Below are 20,930 nucleotides of genomic sequence, written 5' to 3' on the forward strand. Positions count from 1 at the left end.
TCTAAGGATCACATATTATGAAGTAAATGGCTATAAATGACGTTAGTGATGATGTGATTTATTAATAAACAGTATTAAGATATCAAATGTTTACTGATTATTACTAAATATTTTCCTTAGCGATTTTTATTCAGAACCTTAACCACTAACATATTTACCATATGGAATCTTTCGAATTAAATAAGTAATTGCGATGGACGAAATTATCGTAATAATGGTAGCTAATGGAATTACCCAAAGAGTGCTTACCTGTTTTGCAATGAGAGGATGGAAATAATTCAATGGAAGTATATGTACCAAATAAATTCCGAAGCTATACTTATCGGTCACCATTATCCAATTAAGAACCTTCTTATTTTCTGTTGCGACCTTTACCCATAAAAATAATGCTCCTGCAGCAATAGCTGTTGTGGCAAAGGTATAGTTATAAAAGAATGTGTTGAGTTTGTTAGCACTTTGATTGAGCAGGTTTGTTCCAATGGCAGAAATTGCGACCATTAATATATAAATCAATGCCCAAATTACTTTCTGGTATTTAAATGTAAATGTTTTTATGGAGATGTAATATCCTAAGACAAGATATCCGATATAACCAGAAAAAAATGTCAAATCAAACTTCGGCATTACTGAATAAAGTGGTTTGCTCATGAAGCAACTTGACAATAGCCAGAGCAGCAAAAAGATTTCAATTTCTCGGTTTGTACAGTGAATCAGGATCTTTCGTAAAAAGGGAATTGCTAAATATAATCCGATAATCATATATAGATACCACAGGTGGGCTGATGAGCCATGTAATAATTTATCCTGGCTTATTGACCATATTTTTTCGGATGATAACAAGCTAAAATTGGTGTATCGATAGAAATAATAAATGAGATAAATTATTGTCCAAAATAGGAAGGGGTAGAATAACTTGTGGAGACGTTTTTTATAGAAGGTCCATGTATCCTCATCCTTTGATAATAATAGGGCTCCTGAAATAATAACAAATATTGGAACAGAACAACGTGTAGCAGCATTGATCCAATTCGCATAATTCCAATCAAAGGCATGGGTATCTATGCGATTGAGGTAGCCAGTAGAGGCATGAATTAATACAACAAAAATCGTTGCAATAACGCGTAAGTAAATAAGGTAAGAAGTTTTCTCAGCCATAAAGTAAAAATATATATTCTTAGCTGAAGTAAAAGGAATACTTTTTACAATACCTTATGTAAACATCACTTTATTTACTTGGCCTAGGATAAAGTTTAGCATCAAAGAAATTAATTAGGTTAAATAGATTTTGATAAATGATGATCATAAAGTGAAGGATTTAGAGGTTTTGATAGGGAAGATTAAGGGGACGGTATTATGAATTTTTAAATAAAGAGCAGTAATTAGGTTTATATACGGTTTTCCGTAAAGAAGTGATGGTTTATTAATCGAACTTCGATTCTGAAATATATTTATTAGACGTCATATTTTGGCGTATTAGGTTATCATATTTGATATTAGAAAGGTTAGTAATCAATATTAATATTCAGAGAATATAGATTGTTTACTTGCTGTTTTATCGATTCGTTTTAATCAAATAAATGATGAAAATTTATAGAATTATAAAAAAAATTGAATAAAGGACTGAATTTTATTTTTTTGAAATACAGGGGATTCGATTTTCATATTGAATTACGATAAATTTATTACAATAATATTAACCTTAGTAGCTATATTTAAATGCTTACAAAAACCCAATCTAATAGGGTGAAAAAGTAGTTTTATTACCTAATTATTAATATGAATACTATTAAAGATTTTATTGAACAGAACAAGGATTACCCAAATTTTTCTCATATAAAACAAGTAGAGCTTTGTTTAATTTCTGATAACGATGTACCTCAAGGTTATGGAGGAATTAATCGAGAAGGTTACTCTTATGGACAACTTAGAAGGCAGCCTATAATTAATGAATTGTTGGTAGGTATTAATAATGAAAAATTAACAGGTTTCTCTAAAGAATGTAATTCTAGAAACTCTAGATCTGGATTCAAGATGTACAAGATTAATGGGGAATATTGTTTTTGGGGATTGAGAATTTCTCCTGTTGTTAAGGCTCCTGATGTGAATGAATTAAGAAATATTCTAACTCAACATAATGTGACCTCGGAAGCATTAAATAGAAAGTCTGTAACTGCTGATATGATTAGGAAGGTGACTTATGATTTATTAAGAAAAGAAGTTGCTAAAGTCTGTAGAATGTCCGTCATGGAAGCAACCCTAGCTATTGGTAACCAATTGGATTGTGCTCCTCATGAGGATCCAAGTGGATACATCTTTATGGTACCAAATTGGGCGCATAACTGGTTTAGGCACGATGGTTATGTGTCAAAAATGTTGAAAGAGGTGAATATTTAAAAAGAAAGTTAATTTAAGAAATTAATGAATATAATAGAATATAAATACTTAGTATGTATTTATTTATTAGTTATTGATAAAGAAATTCACTCTGAAGAATTAAAATTTCTAAAAAACCAACAATTTGAATTAGGGGAACAGTTAAAAATTGAGGCTAAAAAAATTTTGTCTGATGATAATGAAAAAGTTGACATTTTAGTAATACTAGATAAACTAAAATCTATTGACAAAAATGATCAGGTTGTTTTTTTAGAGTTACTAATTAAACTCTCGTATTCTGATGGTTATTTTCATCAGAAAGAAAGTGATTTTATAAAGAAAGTTGGTTTAAGTCTTAAAGTTGAGTCTGCTATTGTTGACCATCTTATTCATAGAATTGGAAGTGATTTTAAAATATTATATAGTAATAAGAAGCAATCAATATTTGAGAAGATAAATGAATCAATTAATAAAATATTGTATGATTTTACTGATGATGAATATTTTGAAGAAAATCTTTTAGAAGGTAATAGTTTTGTTGAAAAAATCAAACAAATAGCAGCTAGAGCAAAGGATGATCTTGAATTAACTTCAGAAAAAATGTTGAAGTTCAACTCACTATTAGAAAAGAATTTCAATAAGATTGAAACATACTCAGAAAAAATAGAAAAGATTGATAGTCAGCATAAAAAAGATAATCTCTTAGAATTTATTAGAAAGTTAAATCAAGAAACTAAGAAGGATATTATTACTTCAATCAATGATAATACCCAAGTATTAGAGAAAAAAAAATACACAGTCGATTATTTTACAATAGCATTCTTGGGTCGTACAAAGGCAGGGAAAAGTACCTTTCATAAATTAATTACAGGAGAAGAAACCGATGATGTTGGAATTGGTAAATTGAGAACTACTCGATTCAATCGAATTTTTAATTGGGAAAATCTTCGAATAATCGATACACCAGGAATTGGTGCGCCTGGGGGTAAAAATGATATTGAAGTTGCTAGGTCAATTATTGATGAAGCAGATTTAGTATGTTATGTTGTAACTAATGATGCAATTCAAGAAACTGAATTTAATTTCTTATCGGAATTAAAGAATAAAAACAAACCAATATTTGTCATCATTAATTACAAAGAAAATTTAGAACATCCAATAAGGTTAGAAAAATTTTTGAAAAATCCTAAAGCGTGGTTAGAAAATAAAAATGATAAATCATTAGATGGACATATAAAGCGAATTAATGAAATGATTTCAAAATTTCATTATGATCCTAATTTAATTGAGATAATCCCTGTTCATTTATTAGCTGCTAAATTAGCAAAAGAAGTCCATAGAAAGTATAACAAACAGCTTATAGATGGATCAAATATTAAGTTGTATAATAAAGTCATAAAACAAACTGTATTTAGGAATGGACATTTAAAAAAAATGCAAAATATTATTGACGGTTGTAATTACCAAACTAGTCTTACACTAAATAAAACCACGAATGATATTAATCAATTAAGCATATTATTAAAGCAAGTTAAATCTGAAAAGATAAGCTTGATTAAATATTTTGAAGAGTTAGAGAAAAGTACTATTCAAGAAATACGTATGATAATAAAAAGTATTCATAAAGAAATGGAGGCTGGTTTAAAGGAATTTGCAAATAATGAATATCATAATAAAGATATCAGCAATTCTTGGAAAAAATTTTTAGAAGATAAAGGATACTATAACTCATTAAATTTGAAATTAGAAGAAGTAATATCAGATTTTCAACAAAATATTCAAGCAAAGATTAAGGAAAGTCTACAAGATATAACTATAAATATTTCAAATTTAGACATACCGAAAATAGAAGTCGATATTTCAAATTATAAATTTGTAGCTTCTTTTGCGCACAGTATAGTTAGTGCTATTTTGGTTTTAACAATGAAGTTTGCTGCAATTAATTTCTGGAATCCCACTGGTTGGGCAGCAGCTGGTATTACTGCAGCTCTATCAGGAGTAGGAATGATAATAAATTTTAGTTTTGATAGTAAAGAAAAGAAAATAAAAAAAGCTGTTGAGAAAATTATTACCATTATCCAACCAAAAATTCAGGAAAATGAAAAAGAAATTATGATGAATTTAGATTTAGAATTTTTAAAATCTTCTCGAGAAATTAAGAACAAACTCAATACAAATTTTGATGAAATGATCGATGGTTTAATAAACATTTTGAAAGTATTAAAATCCATTAACAAAAATGCTAAAACATATTCTGATTATTTTAATAAAGTTTTATTTTTTAGGTCGTTAGAACATTTGGGTAAAATAAAGCTTAAGGGAATACTTACTGAACAAACAGTAAATAGATATTTAGCAAATACAACTATCACTCGAGAGAAGGAGAATTTAATTATTGATACAAAATATAAACTAAAAAAGGAAGAGGTAATCCAGTTGAATAAGGCATTACAATTAAATATAATAATAGGCTAAAAAAATATGTCGGTAGAAATAAAAATTAAAGAGTTAGATATACAATTAAAAAAGTTAGTTTTCGAAACATTTGAATTATTAGATCAAACTAATAGTACGGAAATAAAAAAACGAATTGAACAAGAATTAGAAGATTTAGAAAACCGAACTGTATTAAAAGTTGCTTTCGTTGGCCAATATAGTTCAGGTAAATCAACTATTATCTCTGCTCTAACAGGTGATAAAAATATAAAAATTGATGCCAATGTTGCAACAGATGTTGTTTCAGAATATAGATGGTATAACATTCTCTTAATGGATACTCCAGGTATATTAGCTGGTAAAATTGAAAGCCATGACGAAGCTACTAAATCAGCATTAAAAGAATGTGATTTAATCGTATATGTGATTACTAGTCAGTTATTTGATGATATTATTTTTGAGAATTTTATTAATCTTTCATTTGAGCAGCATTTAAAAGATAAAATGATTATTGCTATCAATAAAATGTCTATGGAAGCAGGAGAATTTGATAACCTTGTTCTTAATTATAAGCAATCTTTGTCAGAAATTTTTGCTGAAAGAGGGTATAAATTTGATTTTGAAACCATTTTTATGGACGCAGCTGATTATATTGAAGGAAAAGAAGAAGGTGATGAAGATTTTATTCAATTAAGTAACTTCAGTGCTTTTATTTCTTCCCTCAATCATTTTGTTGCAAAAAATGGAATTATTCAAAAGCAATTTGATACACCGATAAGAATATTGAAAAGTGGAGTTTCTGATATTGCATTAGCTAGTGCAAATCCTGAATTACAAATTTTAATAGAACAGGCTGAATCCAAGATTAAGAACGCTAAAAAAAATATTACTCGTACAGTTAATTTATTGATAAATGACGCGATTACTGATATTAAAAATCGTGGTCAAGAGTTAACTAATAAAATTGGAGAAGTAAAATATGAAAGTGTTTTCAAATCTAATGAAGATGATTTTAATTTCTCGGTTGAACAAATAATTGCTGATCTTGAAGATAAAATCCAAAATGTGATTGAAAATGAGGAAGAAAAGCTAATGTCGGAGATTGATCAATTTACATCTAAACCAACTTTTAATTCATTTATTGGTAATTTGGAAAGGGAATTAGGGAATATTAAAATACCTAAAGAATTGAAACAGAATTTGGAAAAACAAAAAGAAATTTTGAGTTTTTTAGGAAAGAGTGGTGATAAAATAGCTTCAATGAGTTTCAATAATCTCTCTGGTAGCGGCTTTAGTAATGTTAGTGGTAGCAATATGCATAATGCGATTTTAAAAGTTGGTAAATTTTTCGGTCATAAATTTAAACCTTGGGGGGCTATTAAAACTGCTAATAATGTAGGGAAATTTGGTAAATTTCTAGGACCTGCTATTTCTGTAGTAGGTATTGGATTAGAGTATTATTCAAATATAAAAGAGGAAAAGAATAGAGAAGTGTTAAAAGAAGCAAAAAATCAATATTTTTCGACTATAGTAAGTTTTTCTAATTCTATTAAAAATTCTTGTATAAGAAATTTGGAGGATTATATTAAAAATAGCTTTGATAGTAGATTGTCAGAATTGAATGAAAGTAAAATTGAGCTATTGAAATTGGAAGAAAAAAAATCAAAATTCAGTATTGCTATTGAGAAATTAGATGCAGAATATGTAGATTTTATTGAATTAATCAATAATTAAATATTTCTAAAGAAAAATAACTTTGAAACCGTCAGCTTTTGACGGTTTTTCTTACAATAAAAAGTAAAATTTCATTATTATGTTAAATCACTTAATGAAATATTATCTCTGGCAACTGGTAATGTTAAAATATTTCCAAGCATTAAAAATTATTACCTAATTTACATCTATTCATCTACTCTCAAATTATGAAAAGAGCCATTTACATTATTGTTTTATTTCTTTGTTATTCCATGGCTTATGGTCAAGATAAAATTGCTGTGGGTAGTTTTACTATAAGTAATGAGACTTTTTATGTATCAAATCCTGATTCCAACCCCGATATATTTATAATAAAAACAGGTAAATTTTCAGACGGAATTCCTAAAAATCCCGATTTTGTTGGTAACATAAAAATAGAGAGTGTGATGGGTTCAGTAAGAGTATATGATTATAATACTTATTACTCTTATTTAGAAAATCTGCCAAATTATAATAGCCTAAAAAACAATCATGATTGGATTAATGTGTTTTTTATGATTGATGGTAATGCAGATATCTTAGATTTATCATTTATGGTTTCTAAATCAACAGAATTTACTCCTTCAGATATTGCAGGATTATATAAATATATTATGGAAAATGTCAATATTAGAATGACCAGTGTAGCAAATACTCATCGTGCAATAAAATTTTTCCCATTCATTTCTAATTATGAATTTTCTGAAAAGTAGAGTTGGAATACTATTCCAATTATTCCTCCACTGCTTCTATTTTTTCATAAGTTCGTTTAAAAACTCACCAGTTTTTTGAAATTATAACACTAGGAACAATTACCACTAATATTAAATTTTTATTTTTCCATCCTATACCAATTATGTGGTATCCTATCCAATTCAAAAGTTTCAATAAAGGTAAATCCAACTTTCTTCAAAATTTTATTTGATCCATCATTTTCTTGGTCTACAATAGCATAGATTTCATTTAACCCAAGAATCTTAAAGCCGTATTCAATACAAGCTAAGGCAGCTTCAGTACCGAATCCATTTCCCCAATATTGCTTGTTTAATCGATATCCAAGATCATAATAGTCTTTATGGCCATTGGTCTCTTCAGTAACATATTTTAGACCTGCCCATCCGATAAATTGATTTGTCTTTTTGTCTACAATTGCCCATCTGCCAATTCCAAATTCAACATATTGCCCCCTAATGAATTCTATAGCACCGCGAATTTGATCCTTATCTTTTACAGGATTGTTGCCTAAATATTTATGCACCTCAGAATCGGAATCCATTGCAAACATGGCGTCGACATCCGTTGGTAATATTTCCCTTAAAAGCAAGCGGTCTGTTTCTGTATATATTTTCATATGTATGGATAATCTATTATTAAAACTAAGCCTATTCAGACCCATTAATATTACCTTAAAACTTTTCCATTTTAACATCTTCGTAGTGCAGAACTTGCGGAAAAGGATCGTAGTAATCATGTAACAACTCCTTCCATTTCTGGTATTGTTCTGATTGTCGGAACAAAACTTCATGTGCCTCCAAAGAAATCCATTCCACCAATAAAATATATTGGTTGTCGACTTCAAAACATCTTTTTAAGGTGTGTTGAATATACCCTTCGATGGAAGAGATATATTGGCTAGCTATTCGAAAATCATCCTCAAATTCTTTTGCTTTTCCCGCCTTCACATTTAATATAGCAACTTCTAAAATCATTTTTTTGTTGATTGTTTAATCGATTGAAAATACTTCTCCAAATCGGATCGATACTTCTGTCATGTTTTTACATTTCTAACCTAAATACTCCTGCACTAAAATCTCATTTGGAATCCTAAAAGGTGACGCTAGACTTAAGTTAGGAAATCGCTTCTTTAATTCATACATATCCAGAATGGTTACGTCTTGATATCTCTCCAGGCGAGCCAAAGTTTCATCAGCAATAGTTAGTCGTGATTTCGGCTCAAAATGGTATGGGTAAAAACAAAAGCATTTATATTCAATATTGTTCAGAACCAAATAGCCAAGTATCTCGGAGATAATGTAAGAGCCTGTTTTGCCACCAAGTCCAAGGAAAAGTATATAGCGATTTTCTGTGCTAAAATAGCTGGACAAATTATCCTTGGAATAGATATTTCGCTCAATCCCAGCGAGTTCATCATATCCATATTGAAGATCCGGTTCCCTATCCAAATAAAGATATTGTTTCTCTCTAAAAAATGACTCCTGGGATTTGATGATTTGCCCACCTGTGCCACCGATTCCAACGTATATAGTTTCAAGTAATGCCATATCCACTTTTTTAAGTTAAAGTAATAATAAATGGTGAAGAAGAAAATTTCATCCTTCATCAAAGGAATTAAAGCAAGTAAGATCATTATTCTATTCATAAATAATTGGTTATTATTTTAGTTTAGCCAGTCATAACTTAAATTCCCAAATCTGAATTTCCAATCTAATCAATTTAGTTTAGAGAATATTAGAATAGGATTCTGAAAACCTGAAGTCTTTAAATTTTGCAACTCTTTTGGCATACTGTCAAATAACTTTTTATTCGCTTTTTTCAATTCACTGACTATGCTATTTGGATATATTGCTGTGATAATTTGATCATTTTCCATTGTCAACACTCGAGAATAATTTAGATTTATCGAAACATCGTTATATCTAATTTTGGACTTATCCAATGAAAATAATTGTGATGTCTGCAGGTTTAGTAGTAAAGCTCCATAATTTATGACGTTAAAGGTTATCCAATTTTGGTTGTAATAAACATCTTCAAAAGAATAAATTATGGAATTGTTATTCGAAAGATAGTTCTGTCTATTTCCTTTGTATTTTTCATCAATCAAAAAATCTTTCGGGATGGTATTTGAAATTGGAAAAATGAACTTAAATCTTTCTAAAATTGTACCTAGACTGTCTATCTCATAAACTGAATAATCATAAGGCATAACAAATGTTGGCCTATTTGGTGTATTTGAATAGAAATGATTTCTTGTTTCATAAATATCCTCTGAATTAATACCTCTTAATTCATTTGGAAAGATGTTTTTTACTGTTCCGTTATTCAAGTATTTAAGCGATAAAAATGAATTTTCTGAAGAGGATGGGGACTCTTCTTTGCTCGGGAAACCTTTATAAATGATTTCCCCGTAATCTGTTAAAGTAAAATCTAGTTCATCATAATTTACTTTTTCTTCTTTTTTTATGAAATTCCCTTCAAGGTCGAAGTAGTAGAAATACGGAGAATGAGAATCATTTATTTTTAATAAATTTTGTGAGTCTGAAACACTGAAACTATGAATGTTTTTAACATCGATCTTCCCATTATTATTGACCTTATTCAAAAATTTACCATTCTTATTGAAAATGAATAAGTTATTTAGATTTTCGTCTAAAATATAAAAATTATTAGAACTTACCTGTAGCTCTGATATATTTGAAATTTCACAGTTTTTATTTGTTTCAAGTTGTAGGAAGGTTTGGGTAGTAATTGCATTATTAGATGAATCAATCAGTGACGAATAATTGGGGTCAATCCTCAATTCAACTATATCCAATTTCTCAGAACCGTTTAGTATTGTACTTGAATCCACCCAAAGATTTGTGTGAATTCCTAGGTTCATGAAAAGAATTGACATTATTAGTTTTTGAATATTATTCATAGCTTTTATTTTAATGACAATAATGGGTAGGTAGGAAGATTTTTAAATCAATAAATAGCTTGTGGAATTAAATAAACTATCATGACCAAAAGCGATAAAAATAGATTATTCGTATAGTTTATAATTTGTTGTTTGAATAAAAGTAGGATTTTATTTTCAAATTCTTTCCGCTAAGAAAAAATCATTATTTTAATGAGAGATTAACCAGATTAGAATACCAGTTGTATGTTTGTTTATCAATAGACCTTTTATTATGAAAACAAATTTTATATTCAATAAATTGAATATTTTCATCGCCTTTGTTTTCTTTATTAGTTTTTCCAATATTCTTTTAGCACAATCTAAACAAGAAGGATATCAAATAGAAGGTGCTATATACGATAAAAATACCAAGCAGCCAGTTCCCAACGCTACTGTTAGCATCCAAAAGATAAATTCAAAAGAGATTCTTGAGTACCAGTTTACCTCACAAAATGGATCATTTAAAATAATGGGTAAGACCGCAATGAATGACTCATTGGAACTGCAAATAAGCCATGTTAATTTTGAACCCCTAATTCAGAAGTTAGATTACGGTAAGATAATAAAAGGACTGGTTCTAGACAGCATCTATCTAAATCCTAAATCTAATTCCATAGAGGAGGTTGTTGTAGATGGCCCTCCCATATTTCTAAGAAAGGACACACTAATTATCAATCCTAATGCTTTTAATCTTAAAGAGAATGCTGTGATGGAAGATGTTCTATCTAAAGTTCCAGGAATTGTGTTGTGGTCTGATGGCAAGATCACTGTTAATGGCAAAACGGTTTCCGAAATTTTAGTTAACGGAAAACCTTTTTTTGGAGGAGACCCAGTTGTTGCTGTAATCTTCCCTTAGCTAGCTACATTCAAAACTAAAAAATTCCAATCAGATTTGCTATTGCTATCCTGTTGGAATGTGGGAAACTCGGAGAGTTTTCCATATTTCAACAGGAACTCTGTCGGCGTTAATTGTCCCAATGAGGAATGGGGTCTTTCATTGTTGTACATCCATGCCCATGCATCTGCATATTTCCTTATCTCGGGCAAACTGTCAAACATATAGCTATCTAGTACATCTTGCCTGAATGTCCTGTTAAACCGTTCGATCAAACTGTTCTGTGTAGGCTTGCCCGGTTGGATAAACTCCCACTGTATACCGTTCTGCTCACACCATCCCCGCATAGCCTCAGCAACAAACTCAGGACCATTGTCAGAACGGATCTTGTCGGGTTTGCCGCGCCACTCCAGTAGTTTTTCTAGTTCTCGGATCACTCGTTGTGCAGGCAGACTGGTGTCCACCGTAATAGAAAGAGCCTCCCGGCTGAAATCATCGATGACGTTTAGTGTACGGATCGTTTTCCCACTGGCAAGCGTATCGTGCATGAAATCAAGGCTCCAGGTGATGTTCGGCCCAACAGGACACAGCAGTGGTGCTTTTACCCGAGCAGGAAGACGCTTCTTGCGCTTATTCCGCAAATTTAATCGCATGGCGGTGTATATTCTGTAAACACGTTTGTGGTTCCACATATATTGTAGCTTTCGGAGACGGTGGTACATCATCCAGAAGCCCCATGTACGGTGCAGACTGGCCAGCTTTGAAAGCTGCTCGATGACTTCTGTGTCGTCTCTGCGCTTTGCACGGTAATAAAAAACAGACGTACTGATATTAAATACGGCACAGGCCTGCCGTAGGCTCATCCCAAAATCTTCACGGGCATAACCTACAAGCTCACGCTTTTCGGCAGGCCCTAAAGCTTTTTTTCGATAACGTCTTTTAGCACGGTAATCTGAAGGGTCTGCTCGGCAACGATCTTTTTATATTGGGCCAGCTCCTTTTCCATTTCACGGAGTTGTTTGAGCTGAGATACTTCCATACCAGAGTATTTGCTCTTCCATGAATAGAATGTACCTTGGCTAATACCATGTTCCCGGCAAATATCGGAAACCGATTGTCCCGAATCCTGCTGTGATAAAATCTTGATGATCTGCGATTCGCTGAACTTACTTTTTTTCATTGTCCCTAAATTATAAAACTACATTAATAATCGTAGCTATTTATAGGGAAGATTACATTGCCACTCGAAATATTCCCGGCAGCTCTCTGGAGACTATTAAAGTGTATGAAAGAGTCAACCAAAAGATAGAAAATAAGGAAACTGAAAATCCATTAATTATGGATGTAACCTTAAAAAACAATACAGGAATGTTTGGAAAATTAACCCTCGGAGCGGGTACAAAAGATAGGATGGAAGGTAGTGCTTCAATAAACTACTTTAATAAGAAAGATCAACTGAGCCTTTATGGCGCAAAAAACAATACAAACAAAGAATCCTATTCCGTATCTGATTTCCTGAGAGCCGATGCCTACAAACCAGGCCTTAATGATATAAATTCATTTTCAGTTCCTTTTTTAATGTCTGGCTATAACGAGTTTTCAACGCTTGGAGCTAAACACCAAAGAGTATGGAAAGACTCTATAAGTTCTAATATGGAATTTGTTTTCTTTGAGAAAAATAATAAAACCCAAAAATCATCCACTGAAAAGCTGTTGAATTCCGGTACAGTAGAGCAATTAATAGAGGATAGCTCTGATAATGTGTTTAATACCAAAGTCTATAAGGGGTCTTTTTATGTCCAAAATGAAGGAAATATAAACCGATATAAATTTGGCGGATTTTATGAAAATATTCAGAATAATGAATCTGCCTTAAATAATCGCTACATCCTTGGTTTAGATGGGAAATTTTTATCTGATCTCGATAAAATAAGTACTAAAGATAATAAGCGAATAGCTAAAGGCTTGACTGGTGAATACTATTTTCCAGACAAAATCTTTGACTATAAACTTAAGATCTACTACTCTTATCTAAATGCAAGAGAAAACAATTCTCTTAAACAAAGTAATTCCTTTAGTGAAGATAAGAATGATACTACTCAATATAATTTTCAAAAGTCAAATACGATAAATACTGATTATCATGAAGGAATAGTAGACTTAAACATAAACAGTCTTTTTGCAGGAAAGGGATTGTCAAATCATGGGTTTTTTAATATTGAATCCAAAATCATATTAAATAAAAACAATGATAACCAAGTATATGTCTTCGAGAATATTGACGAGCCCAATAGATTGATTAGGAACGATTTTTTAAGTTATCTCGATAAATCTCAAAGTAGAAGCATTATGAATTCCTTGGCTTATTCCAAGAATAGAAATAAAAGAGTCGCAAGGGGATTAATAAGTTTTGGAATTGAGGCAAAAATGTTGATTCAAAATGATCTGGTTGAAAACATTTCTAAAAATGAAGCCAGAAACTTCTCTGACAACTATGATAATTTCCTACCTAATGCAAGGATATATTATGACAAAAATTTTGGAGGAAATATAGATAGGTTCGAGCTGGAATATAAAAGATTAATAAAAGTCCCTGAAATATCTCAGAAAGTTGCTTTAATTGACACCGCGCAAAAGGACTTTAATTTTGGCGGAAATATCAATCTTAAGCCTGAGAATTCAGATAACTATGAGCTGAAATACAGTAGGTCCAGAATCGAAAATAAAACAAGCCATAACCTTGTTTTCAGATATCATATAATCCATAAGCAAATAATTGATTCAACAATCGTAAATATTTTGGGAGGTAGGACACTCTATAATACTAATGGTAAAAGAGCCCCTGAATATTATCTAAATTATGATTTCAGATCCTCATTTGACGGAAATATTCCTGTAAACATTATGGGATATTTAAATAGCGCGATAAAAGAAAAATCTTATTATTTCAACCAAGAACTATTTTCCTTTAAGCAAGAAAGTATTAACTCCTATCTATCTGTAGGATTCAAGTTTAATGATCTGCTGGATTTTAACCTTAAAGGAGTAATGAATTCTTACTTCAATTCTATTTCATCATCCAATACCTCCTTAAAGAATAAGTACCACCATAGCAGTATTAGCCTTGAAACTGGTTTAACAGCATTTAATGGTCTGTATTTTTTAGCAAGCTATAGCTTTATAAATGATAACTCTTTTTCTGTAAATCAAAGCAAAATAAATCTTTTGAACGCACACCTATCTTTTAGAACATTAAAAAAAGAGAACTTAGAAATTAAAGTTTCTGCATATGATCTATTGGGACAATGGAAAGGTGTTCGAAACTATGGATATAATAATATTATAGGACAATCCATTAATAATAATCTACAGCAATATTTTTTGCTTAGTTTGTCCTATTATTTGAGGAAATTTTAAATTATTAAAATTATTGTGGAAATGCCTTTAAGACATTTAATCCTGCACTCATATATGAAAAATTTAATATTGCTATAAATGCTTCTGTCATCTGTTATTTTCAATGGACAAACAGGAGAACAGAAAGTTATCAATAAATCGCTCCTTACAGTTCCAATAATCCTCAAAGTATTATTTGAACATTTCGAAAAAGGAAGTGAATTGTTTATTAAATAGATCAGAATTAAGTTCTCAATTTATTTCATTTTATATCCAAGAATAAAATCGGCTAAATCTGGATCAATTGTATTTTTTGTTTATAGAAAATAGAAAAAGTTTCTGATAATGGATCTGTAGATTTTGACTTCAAATGTGATCATATTTTTGAAGATACATTATGGCGGTATTAAATTATCAGAAATTGATTATTTCGGAGATAATGAATTGAAATTTGATGGATTTGAATATGATGAAGATACCGAACAAGATATTATATTTCCAAGTAAAAGTAAAGAGGACGATGACTGCTGGTATAGGTAGGGGTTAATTTTAATATAAATAAGTGTTTTAACGACTCAACTTTTTCACTACTTTGTTAAAAGTAGGGATTAAAAATTAAAAGGAATTTGTGATCAAACTTTTTGAAATCAGCAATATTTTGAATAAGGACATGAAGGATTTAATCACAGTTAAAATTGAATGGTAAAATTAGACCAATAGACTTTAATGAAACCTATGTGACTTTCAATAAGCCGGTTACCATGGATAAAAGTTAATGTCTTCCAATACATACTTATTTAGGTTAGGATGAAAAGGGGAATCCTTACATCAATATGGTATGGCTGCCTAATAAAGAGGATATCAAAGCGATACTTGCTGGTAGACTTATCATAGTTTCAATATGTGGAAATGGTTTACCCCCAATGGTTTTGTTTACAGCGGATGAAGGGGGTAAACCTAATTTTTAGTTTAAATACTATATGATTTTTTTCATTACGGGGATGGAAGAGCACAATATTCTAATTCACTAATTATATCATTTAATTCAGAATCCCACTTTTCATTTCTTGTCAAAATTTCTCGAATCTCGATAAATTTAACATCAGCAAGGATTGTAGTTGAAATCACTGCTGCATATGTTTGCGTTCTAAATCCATTTTTTAAAAGATTCTTAATTTTATTGATTGTAATAGTTGTTTTCCTTAGAGATTTAGAAGAAATGGCTTCTGTTAAATTATCATTTAAATAATCTAATTCATCTATTATTTCCAAACAAATTTCACTTCTCACTTTTGTAAAATGAGAATAATCATTTATTGCTGTATAATCAATAGTATTTTTTCCAATAGGTGTCAAATGATAATATCTAAAATTTTTTACATATAAATGCTCTTTTGGATTATCAGAATAAGGATTAATTATTTTTATTTCAAGTGGGTTTAAATCTCCTTTAGTGGTATTACATTTTTTATTGGACGGTAGCAAGTTGGTCCACTCAAGTATTAAATGCGGAAAATGAATTTTTGGAAAAAAATGATCAATTTCCATATATTTTCCTTCAACATTTAATTGTGATTCCGAATAACAACATTTCCCGAATGAACTATTATAAACTCCTTCCTTAATAAAATTCACTCCCCAAACATGAGTAGATTTTTTTTTATATTCTTCAGTGTTTTGTTTAATAAAATCTTCACTAAGTTCAATTGGAGCTAAAGCGTATTCTAGCTTAATCATCTGAAATTTGATTTAATTGAATTTGGAATATTCTTTTTTCTGGACTATTTGGATGAATAATTTGTGAAATTTTATCAAAAATTATTTTAGCTTCCTTTTTATTGTTATCATCCAGGTATTCTTCAAACCTTTGGACCAATTTTATAAAATCTTCACTAAATTTTCCTTCATTAAGCCCCATAATATTTTCAGAAATTTCTTCAAAAGACCAACCTTTATAAGTAGATAAGTCTGTTTGTGTTATTGTGACATTTCCTTCGTTGTTTTGAATAATATGTAAGTTTATGTTTGGAATTGATTGAATAATGTAAGCACTATGAGTAGTTACTATAAATTGAGTTGCAGGGAAAATTCGAGAAAGATATTTGATAATACTTTTTTGCCAACTTGGATGTAAGTGCAAATCTAATTCATCAATTAATAATACTGCATGTTCTTCTAAAGGATTTTTTGAGGTGGGATAACGGTCAAACATCTTTTTGCAAAAATCAAATATCCAAGCAAATGTAGTTTGGTAACCATATCCTAGCTCATCTAGTTTTCGCCAATGATTTTGCGAATTAAATAATACAATATTGCCATCTTCCTCATTTGATATAAATTTAAAATCTGTTATCCCAGGAAAAATATCAGTAGTAATTAGTTCTTTCAGTTTTTTTAATTGATTCTTAGCCTGTTTATTGCCGTTTTTCGTCGCATAATCTAATTGTAATAACCATTCTTCAATATTTATCAATTGAGTTTCTGGTTCAAGGAGATTTGATTTTTTTTGAAATTTATTAGAACCTATAGATAAACCTTTTGAACCTGATTTTCTTGATACACCATAGCTGAAAATCACAAAATTTTCTAAAATATCTCCATCTCCTCCAGTGAAAGCTTCTCTAGAAAATCCCCATGGCAATATATTAACAAATGACTTTGAATCCTCTATTCCAAAGTATTTATGGATTTTATTGCTTGAAGTTCGTTTATAATTTTTAAATGGTCCCTTAAGATTAGCGTGATTGTTTTTTTTATCAGAATAGAGAAAGGATGCGCCAATAAAAAAATTTTTTGAAGTGTTTTTATGTGGATAATCACTATCTATAGCAACAATTGGAATACATTTTTTTTCTCCTTCTTTATGAATTAAAAAGTGTGGTTCTAATTGAGCGATAGCTTTTAAAATATTTGTCTTACCACTATTATTATTTCCTAAAATTACATTCCATTGGGAGACTTTTCCTTGAACTGAAAAGTTTAATAAAAATGAGCCACTAAAACACTTATAGTTTTCAATTACAACTTTATCTAAATAGACCCCTAAATCATTCATTTTGTGTATTTTTGTTAAAAGTAATATTTTAAGTGGTAAATCTTAAAATTTGATTGCTTAAAATGCAAAATACCGATAAAATAAAAAGGCTGTTTAATCAGAAGCATCTTAACGATATCAGGAATAACCAGGCAAAGGTCAAGAATGCTTTTCAAAAGGCAATCAACAAGATTTTTGCTGGCTTGCCCAATGTGAAAGCAAAGGACAGGTTCGATATTGGAAGGATCCCTCAGCTCAATCGGTTTGGCGATAATGTCCTTGCCGAATGGTAGGAAGAATTTATGACCATCATGGTTAATGGTGTCCATGAAGCATGGAACCTCTCGGAAACAAAGCTTTGAAGAAATCCTTGGACAGTACACCTTTGAAAAGACCATCAGTCCTTTGATCCAGGAAGCTTTGTGTTTAATAAATAGTGATGCACTTGAAGCTTTCCTTTCCCGAAAGAGCAGATCCAATGGGCTCGACCTTTCCCAAAGGGTTTGGAACTACCATAATTAGTTCCGGTTCGAGATTGAGAACAACTTGGTCATGGGTATCAAGGAGGGGAGGTCTGCAGCTCAGATGGCACGTGACCATAAGCAGTATCTCGCTGAACCTGACAGGCTATTCCGAAGGATCAGGAACTTTGATGGGAAATTGGTGCTCTCCAAGGCTGCCATGGAATACAATCCGGGACAAGTGGTCTATAGGTCTTCCTATAAGAATGCCATGCGCTTGGCAAGGGCCGAAACCAAATATGGCTTATCGATCTGCGGACAATTACCGTTATGCCCGATGCAACAAGAACTTGGATTTTGAAATTTTAGGTTTAATAAAATAAGATTATGCCAAATAAAAATGTTGTAAACAACCCTGTATTATTTTGCCTAATACTATGTTTTATCGTTTGGGTAATTTACTTCGTAATTACAAAAAAAAACACGCTTTATTTGTTAAAACAAAACTATGCTTTGGAGATTGAATCTGATTATAGAGGAGTAATTAAGGAAATATATAACGATAAATCAAATCATAACAGTTCAATGGTCGAATTTATGTATGGGGATGTAATTGGTATAAATGGTGCTTTTGTAAGTCAAATGGAGGTGGGAGACTCAATAAGTAAGGTTAAAGGGGATTCGGTGATAATGGTCTTCAGAAAAGGAAAGTATTTTTCAATTGGAATGACTTCGTTTTACAGAAAGGCTATTCAAAAAGAAATTAAATGAAGTAGATATAAATAGCTCTTTAACTTAGGACTACGGGGCAAGGTATGTATATGCAAGTGGTTTCGGACCAAATTATACGCTTGAGAATGATAAAAGAACCTTATCTGTAGGGTCTGGATTATTTTTCATAATACAGATTTTCGAAGTAATGGTTCCATTAAAAATATTAGTGGAATTCAATTAGGAGCTTCAGGGTTCGCGGGTTTCGTGGGCGGAAGTATCTTGTTAAAAATGGGAATGATAAATTAGGAGGTAGTTCAGTGCATCAAGAGGTATTTATATTTATTACGTTAGTTATATTAATAGTATTTTATAGTTTATATGCAAGAAAAACTGTTATTAGAAAAGCTATTAATGAATATATTGATTATGATTTAAACGAATATGGATTTGAGCTGAAAAGTTTTGAACCATTATTCTTGAACTCAGGAGAGTTCAAAGTGAATTTTTTCATTCTATTGCTTGATAATCTGCGGAGTGGAATTTTTAAGGATACTTATTATGTTAACTTATTTTTATTAAAGGATGGCAAGCAAGAAATAATTACAGCGAGAATCCAAAGTTATTATTCCTTTAACATAGATAATGTTAAATATTCCAAAGAATTAAGGAAGCTAGGGTAATAATCTATGACGCTGAAATTGTTTATATAGAGATTATAAAATATAACTTGTTCTTTACGAGGGACGCCATCGCTAGTTCGAACCCCTGCGGCCCACAAAAAAAGCTCATCTTTCGATGAGCTTTTTTTCGTGGAGCCGGTGGCTCTTTTTATAAGTATTTATAAGGTTTTTTATGATTTCATTTTTGTTTTTAAATTATTGATTAATAGTTATTTATTTGTTTTGTGTATTTTTTTATGTTATTAGGTATTCTTAGAAATTGGGTGTAAATTTGGGTGTGGATTAGAACTAACACCCAAAAATGATTATCAAACGTAACATAATATTCAGTCTTGAAAAAAGAAAAAAGAATGGTCTTGAAATAGTAGAGAATCTGCCAATTCGAGTTCGTATCATATATGCTGGTGAACGGCTTGATTTATCTACTGGGTATCGTGTGGATTTAACTAAGTGGGATGAAGGTAAGCAAAGAGTGAAGCCTTCTACAACTAATAAATTAAAACAAGCAGCAAGTGAAATTAATGCTTCATTAACTAAAATAGAAAGTATAATTCAAGATATCTTCAAAGTATATGAGGTAAAGGAAGAAATTCCGTCTTTGTCAGTTCTTAAAGAGGATATAAACGCAAAAATTAAGAATCAGACTCCAATTGTTGAAAATAAAACCACCAAAATAAATTTCTTTGAAACCTTCAATCATTTTTTAAGAGAATGCGCAAAAGAGGATAATTGGACAATTAGTACAATTAAAAAGTATACAACCTTGCGTAATAATTTGGAAAAATTTGATCGTCGTATTTCATTAGATAGCTTTGATCATAAAAAGCTTGACAAATATTTAGATTATCTTGTAACTAAGCATAAATACAAAAATACGACTCTCGAAAAGCATTTGAAGTTTCTAAAACGCTTTTTGAAATGGGGTGTAAATAAAGGTTTCATCTCAAATGATGATTACAAGTCTTACTTTCCAAAAATTAAAAAGGTAAGTAAGAAGGTGATTTTCTTAACTAAAGATGATATTGATAGGATTAAAAGATTTCAAATACCCTCTGAAAAACAATATTTAGAAAGAGTTAGAGATGTGCTTATTTTTTCTTGTTTTTCAGGAATGCGTTATTCTGATTTATACGCACTGACTTGGGACGACATGAAATCAGATTCTTTGGAATTCATAACGAAGAAGACAGATGATAAAATTATTGTTGAGCTCAATGATCATACTAGAGCAATTATTGAGAAATATAGATATACACGTTTTCCAAAAAATAAGGTTTTACCTGTAATATCAAATCAAAAGTATAATGATTATTTGAAAGAGTTAGGTGAGTTAATAGGGTTTAATGAAACTGTTAAAGAAGTCTACTTTAGAGGAAATGATCGATTGGAATCTGTAAGGCCTATGTACGCACATTTTACATCACACATAGGCCGAAGGAGCTTTATTTGTAATGGCTTATATATGGGGATACCCGTGCATATAATGATGAAATGGACAGGACATTCTGATTATGATTCAATGCGTCCATATATTGATACAGTCGATTCAATGCGTTCAAAAGCAATGGAGATGTTCAATAACATGTAG

General features: G+C 30.6%; 20 protein-coding genes. 12 read left to right on the forward strand and 8 right to left on the reverse strand.

All coding sequences use genetic code 11. From position 1 onward, the window contains the following. Positions 1-138 precede the first annotated feature (138 nt). Entirely contained in the window at positions 139-1,155 is a 1,017-nt protein-coding gene (locus PZ892_RS07120) for an acyltransferase family protein (RefSeq protein WP_182498751.1), read from the reverse strand. A 621-nt stretch (positions 1,156-1,776) separates the two neighbouring features. On the opposite strand from PZ892_RS07120, the gene PZ892_RS07125 reads away from it, so the two are divergent. The 4 genes from PZ892_RS07125 to PZ892_RS07140 all read left to right on the forward strand — a co-directional run bounded on the left by PZ892_RS07125 (position 1,777) and on the right by PZ892_RS07140 (position 7,256). After that, the gene (locus PZ892_RS07125) at positions 1,777-2,394 is read left to right on the forward strand and encodes a hypothetical protein (protein WP_220476701.1); all 618 of its coding nucleotides are present in this window, start codon (positions 1,777-1,779) and stop codon (positions 2,392-2,394) included. A gap of 24 nt (positions 2,395-2,418) precedes the next feature. Further along, positions 2,419-4,848 carry a GTPase gene (locus tag PZ892_RS07130; protein ID WP_277712588.1) on the forward strand — a complete coding sequence of 810 codons (2,430 nt, stop codon included), beginning with the start codon at positions 2,419-2,421 and terminating at the stop codon, positions 4,846-4,848. A gap of 6 nt (positions 4,849-4,854) precedes the next feature. After that, positions 4,855-6,543: a GTPase gene (locus PZ892_RS07135; RefSeq protein ID WP_182498749.1), complete on the forward strand. Its 1,689-nt coding sequence runs from the start codon at positions 4,855-4,857 to the stop codon at positions 6,541-6,543. 188 nt (positions 6,544-6,731) lie between these two features. After that, positions 6,732-7,256 (forward strand): hypothetical protein, encoded by a 525-nt coding sequence (locus tag PZ892_RS07140; protein ID WP_182498748.1) that lies wholly within the window; start codon positions 6,732-6,734, stop codon positions 7,254-7,256. Positions 7,257-7,375: 119 nt separating this feature from the next. On the opposite strand, the gene PZ892_RS07145 is transcribed toward PZ892_RS07140, so the two are convergent. From PZ892_RS07145 to PZ892_RS07160, 4 genes are all read right to left on the reverse strand, one after another. Next, on the reverse strand, positions 7,376-7,894 hold the full coding sequence (locus tag PZ892_RS07145; RefSeq protein WP_182498747.1) for a GNAT family N-acetyltransferase: 519 nt from the start codon (positions 7,892-7,894) through the stop codon (positions 7,376-7,378). A gap of 55 nt (positions 7,895-7,949) precedes the next feature. Then, on the reverse strand, positions 7,950-8,252 hold the full coding sequence (locus tag PZ892_RS07150) for an antibiotic biosynthesis monooxygenase (protein ID WP_182498746.1): 303 nt from the start codon (positions 8,250-8,252) through the stop codon (positions 7,950-7,952). A 75-nt stretch (positions 8,253-8,327) separates the two neighbouring features. Continuing rightward, entirely contained in the window at positions 8,328-8,825 is a 498-nt protein-coding gene (locus PZ892_RS07155; protein WP_182498745.1) for a hypothetical protein, read from the reverse strand. A 167-nt stretch (positions 8,826-8,992) separates the two neighbouring features. Next, complete coding sequence (locus tag PZ892_RS07160) at positions 8,993-10,201, reverse strand: 6-bladed beta-propeller (RefSeq protein WP_182498744.1); 1,209 nt, start codon at positions 10,199-10,201, stop codon at positions 8,993-8,995. A 253-nt stretch (positions 10,202-10,454) separates the two neighbouring features. Here PZ892_RS07160 and PZ892_RS07165 point away from each other — a divergent pair, with 253 nt between their 5' ends. Then, complete coding sequence (locus PZ892_RS07165; protein WP_277712589.1) at positions 10,455-11,078, forward strand: carboxypeptidase-like regulatory domain-containing protein; 624 nt, start codon at positions 10,455-10,457, stop codon at positions 11,076-11,078. Here PZ892_RS07165 and PZ892_RS07170 read toward each other — a convergent pair. Further along, positions 11,075-12,237, reverse strand: a protein-coding gene (locus PZ892_RS07170; RefSeq protein ID WP_277712265.1) for an IS3 family transposase whose coding sequence is annotated in 2 segments (ribosomal slippage) — positions 11,075-11,985 and positions 11,985-12,237 — 1,164 coding nt in all. Because the reading frame shifts where the segments join, the coding sequence is not laid out codon by codon here. The two genes, PZ892_RS07165 and PZ892_RS07170, sit on opposite strands and share 4 nt — an antisense overlap. 158 nt (positions 12,238-12,395) lie before the next feature. Between PZ892_RS07170 and PZ892_RS07175 the strand changes: the two genes are divergently transcribed. After that, positions 12,396-14,474 carry a hypothetical protein gene (locus tag PZ892_RS07175; protein ID WP_277712590.1) on the forward strand — a complete coding sequence of 693 codons (2,079 nt, stop codon included), beginning with the start codon at positions 12,396-12,398 and terminating at the stop codon, positions 14,472-14,474. A gap of 363 nt (positions 14,475-14,837) precedes the next feature. Continuing rightward, positions 14,838-14,993, forward strand: coding sequence for a hypothetical protein (locus PZ892_RS07180; protein WP_182498742.1), 156 nt, complete (start codon positions 14,838-14,840; stop codon positions 14,991-14,993). A gap of 453 nt (positions 14,994-15,446) precedes the next feature. Here the strand turns inward: PZ892_RS07180 and PZ892_RS07185 are convergent, their stop codons facing one another. Next, positions 15,447-16,190, reverse strand: coding sequence for a hypothetical protein (locus PZ892_RS07185; RefSeq protein ID WP_182498741.1), 744 nt, complete (start codon positions 16,188-16,190; stop codon positions 15,447-15,449). After that, positions 16,183-17,508 carry an ATP-binding protein gene (locus PZ892_RS07190; protein WP_182498740.1) on the reverse strand — a complete coding sequence of 442 codons (1,326 nt, stop codon included), beginning with the start codon at positions 17,506-17,508 and terminating at the stop codon, positions 16,183-16,185. Before PZ892_RS07190 ends, PZ892_RS07185 begins: the two co-directional genes overlap by 8 nt. Before the next feature lie 62 nt (positions 17,509-17,570). Here PZ892_RS07190 and PZ892_RS07195 point away from each other — a divergent pair, with 62 nt between their 5' ends. From PZ892_RS07195 to PZ892_RS07215, 5 genes are all read left to right on the forward strand, one after another. Next, complete coding sequence (locus PZ892_RS07195; protein ID WP_182498739.1) at positions 17,571-17,780, forward strand: hypothetical protein; 210 nt, start codon at positions 17,571-17,573, stop codon at positions 17,778-17,780. A 34-nt stretch (positions 17,781-17,814) separates the two neighbouring features. Next, a complete protein-coding gene (locus PZ892_RS07200; protein WP_182498738.1) occupies positions 17,815-18,009 on the forward strand; it encodes a hypothetical protein in 195 nt (64 codons plus the stop codon). A 30-nt stretch (positions 18,010-18,039) separates the two neighbouring features. After that, positions 18,040-18,309 (forward strand): hypothetical protein, encoded by a 270-nt coding sequence (locus tag PZ892_RS07205; protein ID WP_182498737.1) that lies wholly within the window; start codon positions 18,040-18,042, stop codon positions 18,307-18,309. A gap of 26 nt (positions 18,310-18,335) precedes the next feature. Further along, positions 18,336-18,719 (forward strand): hypothetical protein, encoded by a 384-nt coding sequence (locus PZ892_RS07210; RefSeq protein ID WP_182498736.1) that lies wholly within the window; start codon positions 18,336-18,338, stop codon positions 18,717-18,719. 924 nt (positions 18,720-19,643) lie between these two features. Then, on the forward strand, positions 19,644-20,930 hold the full coding sequence (locus PZ892_RS07215) for a site-specific integrase (protein WP_277712591.1): 1,287 nt from the start codon (positions 19,644-19,646) through the stop codon (positions 20,928-20,930).

Source organism: Sphingobacterium sp. WM (assembly GCF_029542465.1).
Classification (GTDB): Bacteria; Bacteroidota; Bacteroidia; order Sphingobacteriales; family Sphingobacteriaceae; genus Sphingobacterium; species Sphingobacterium cellulitidis.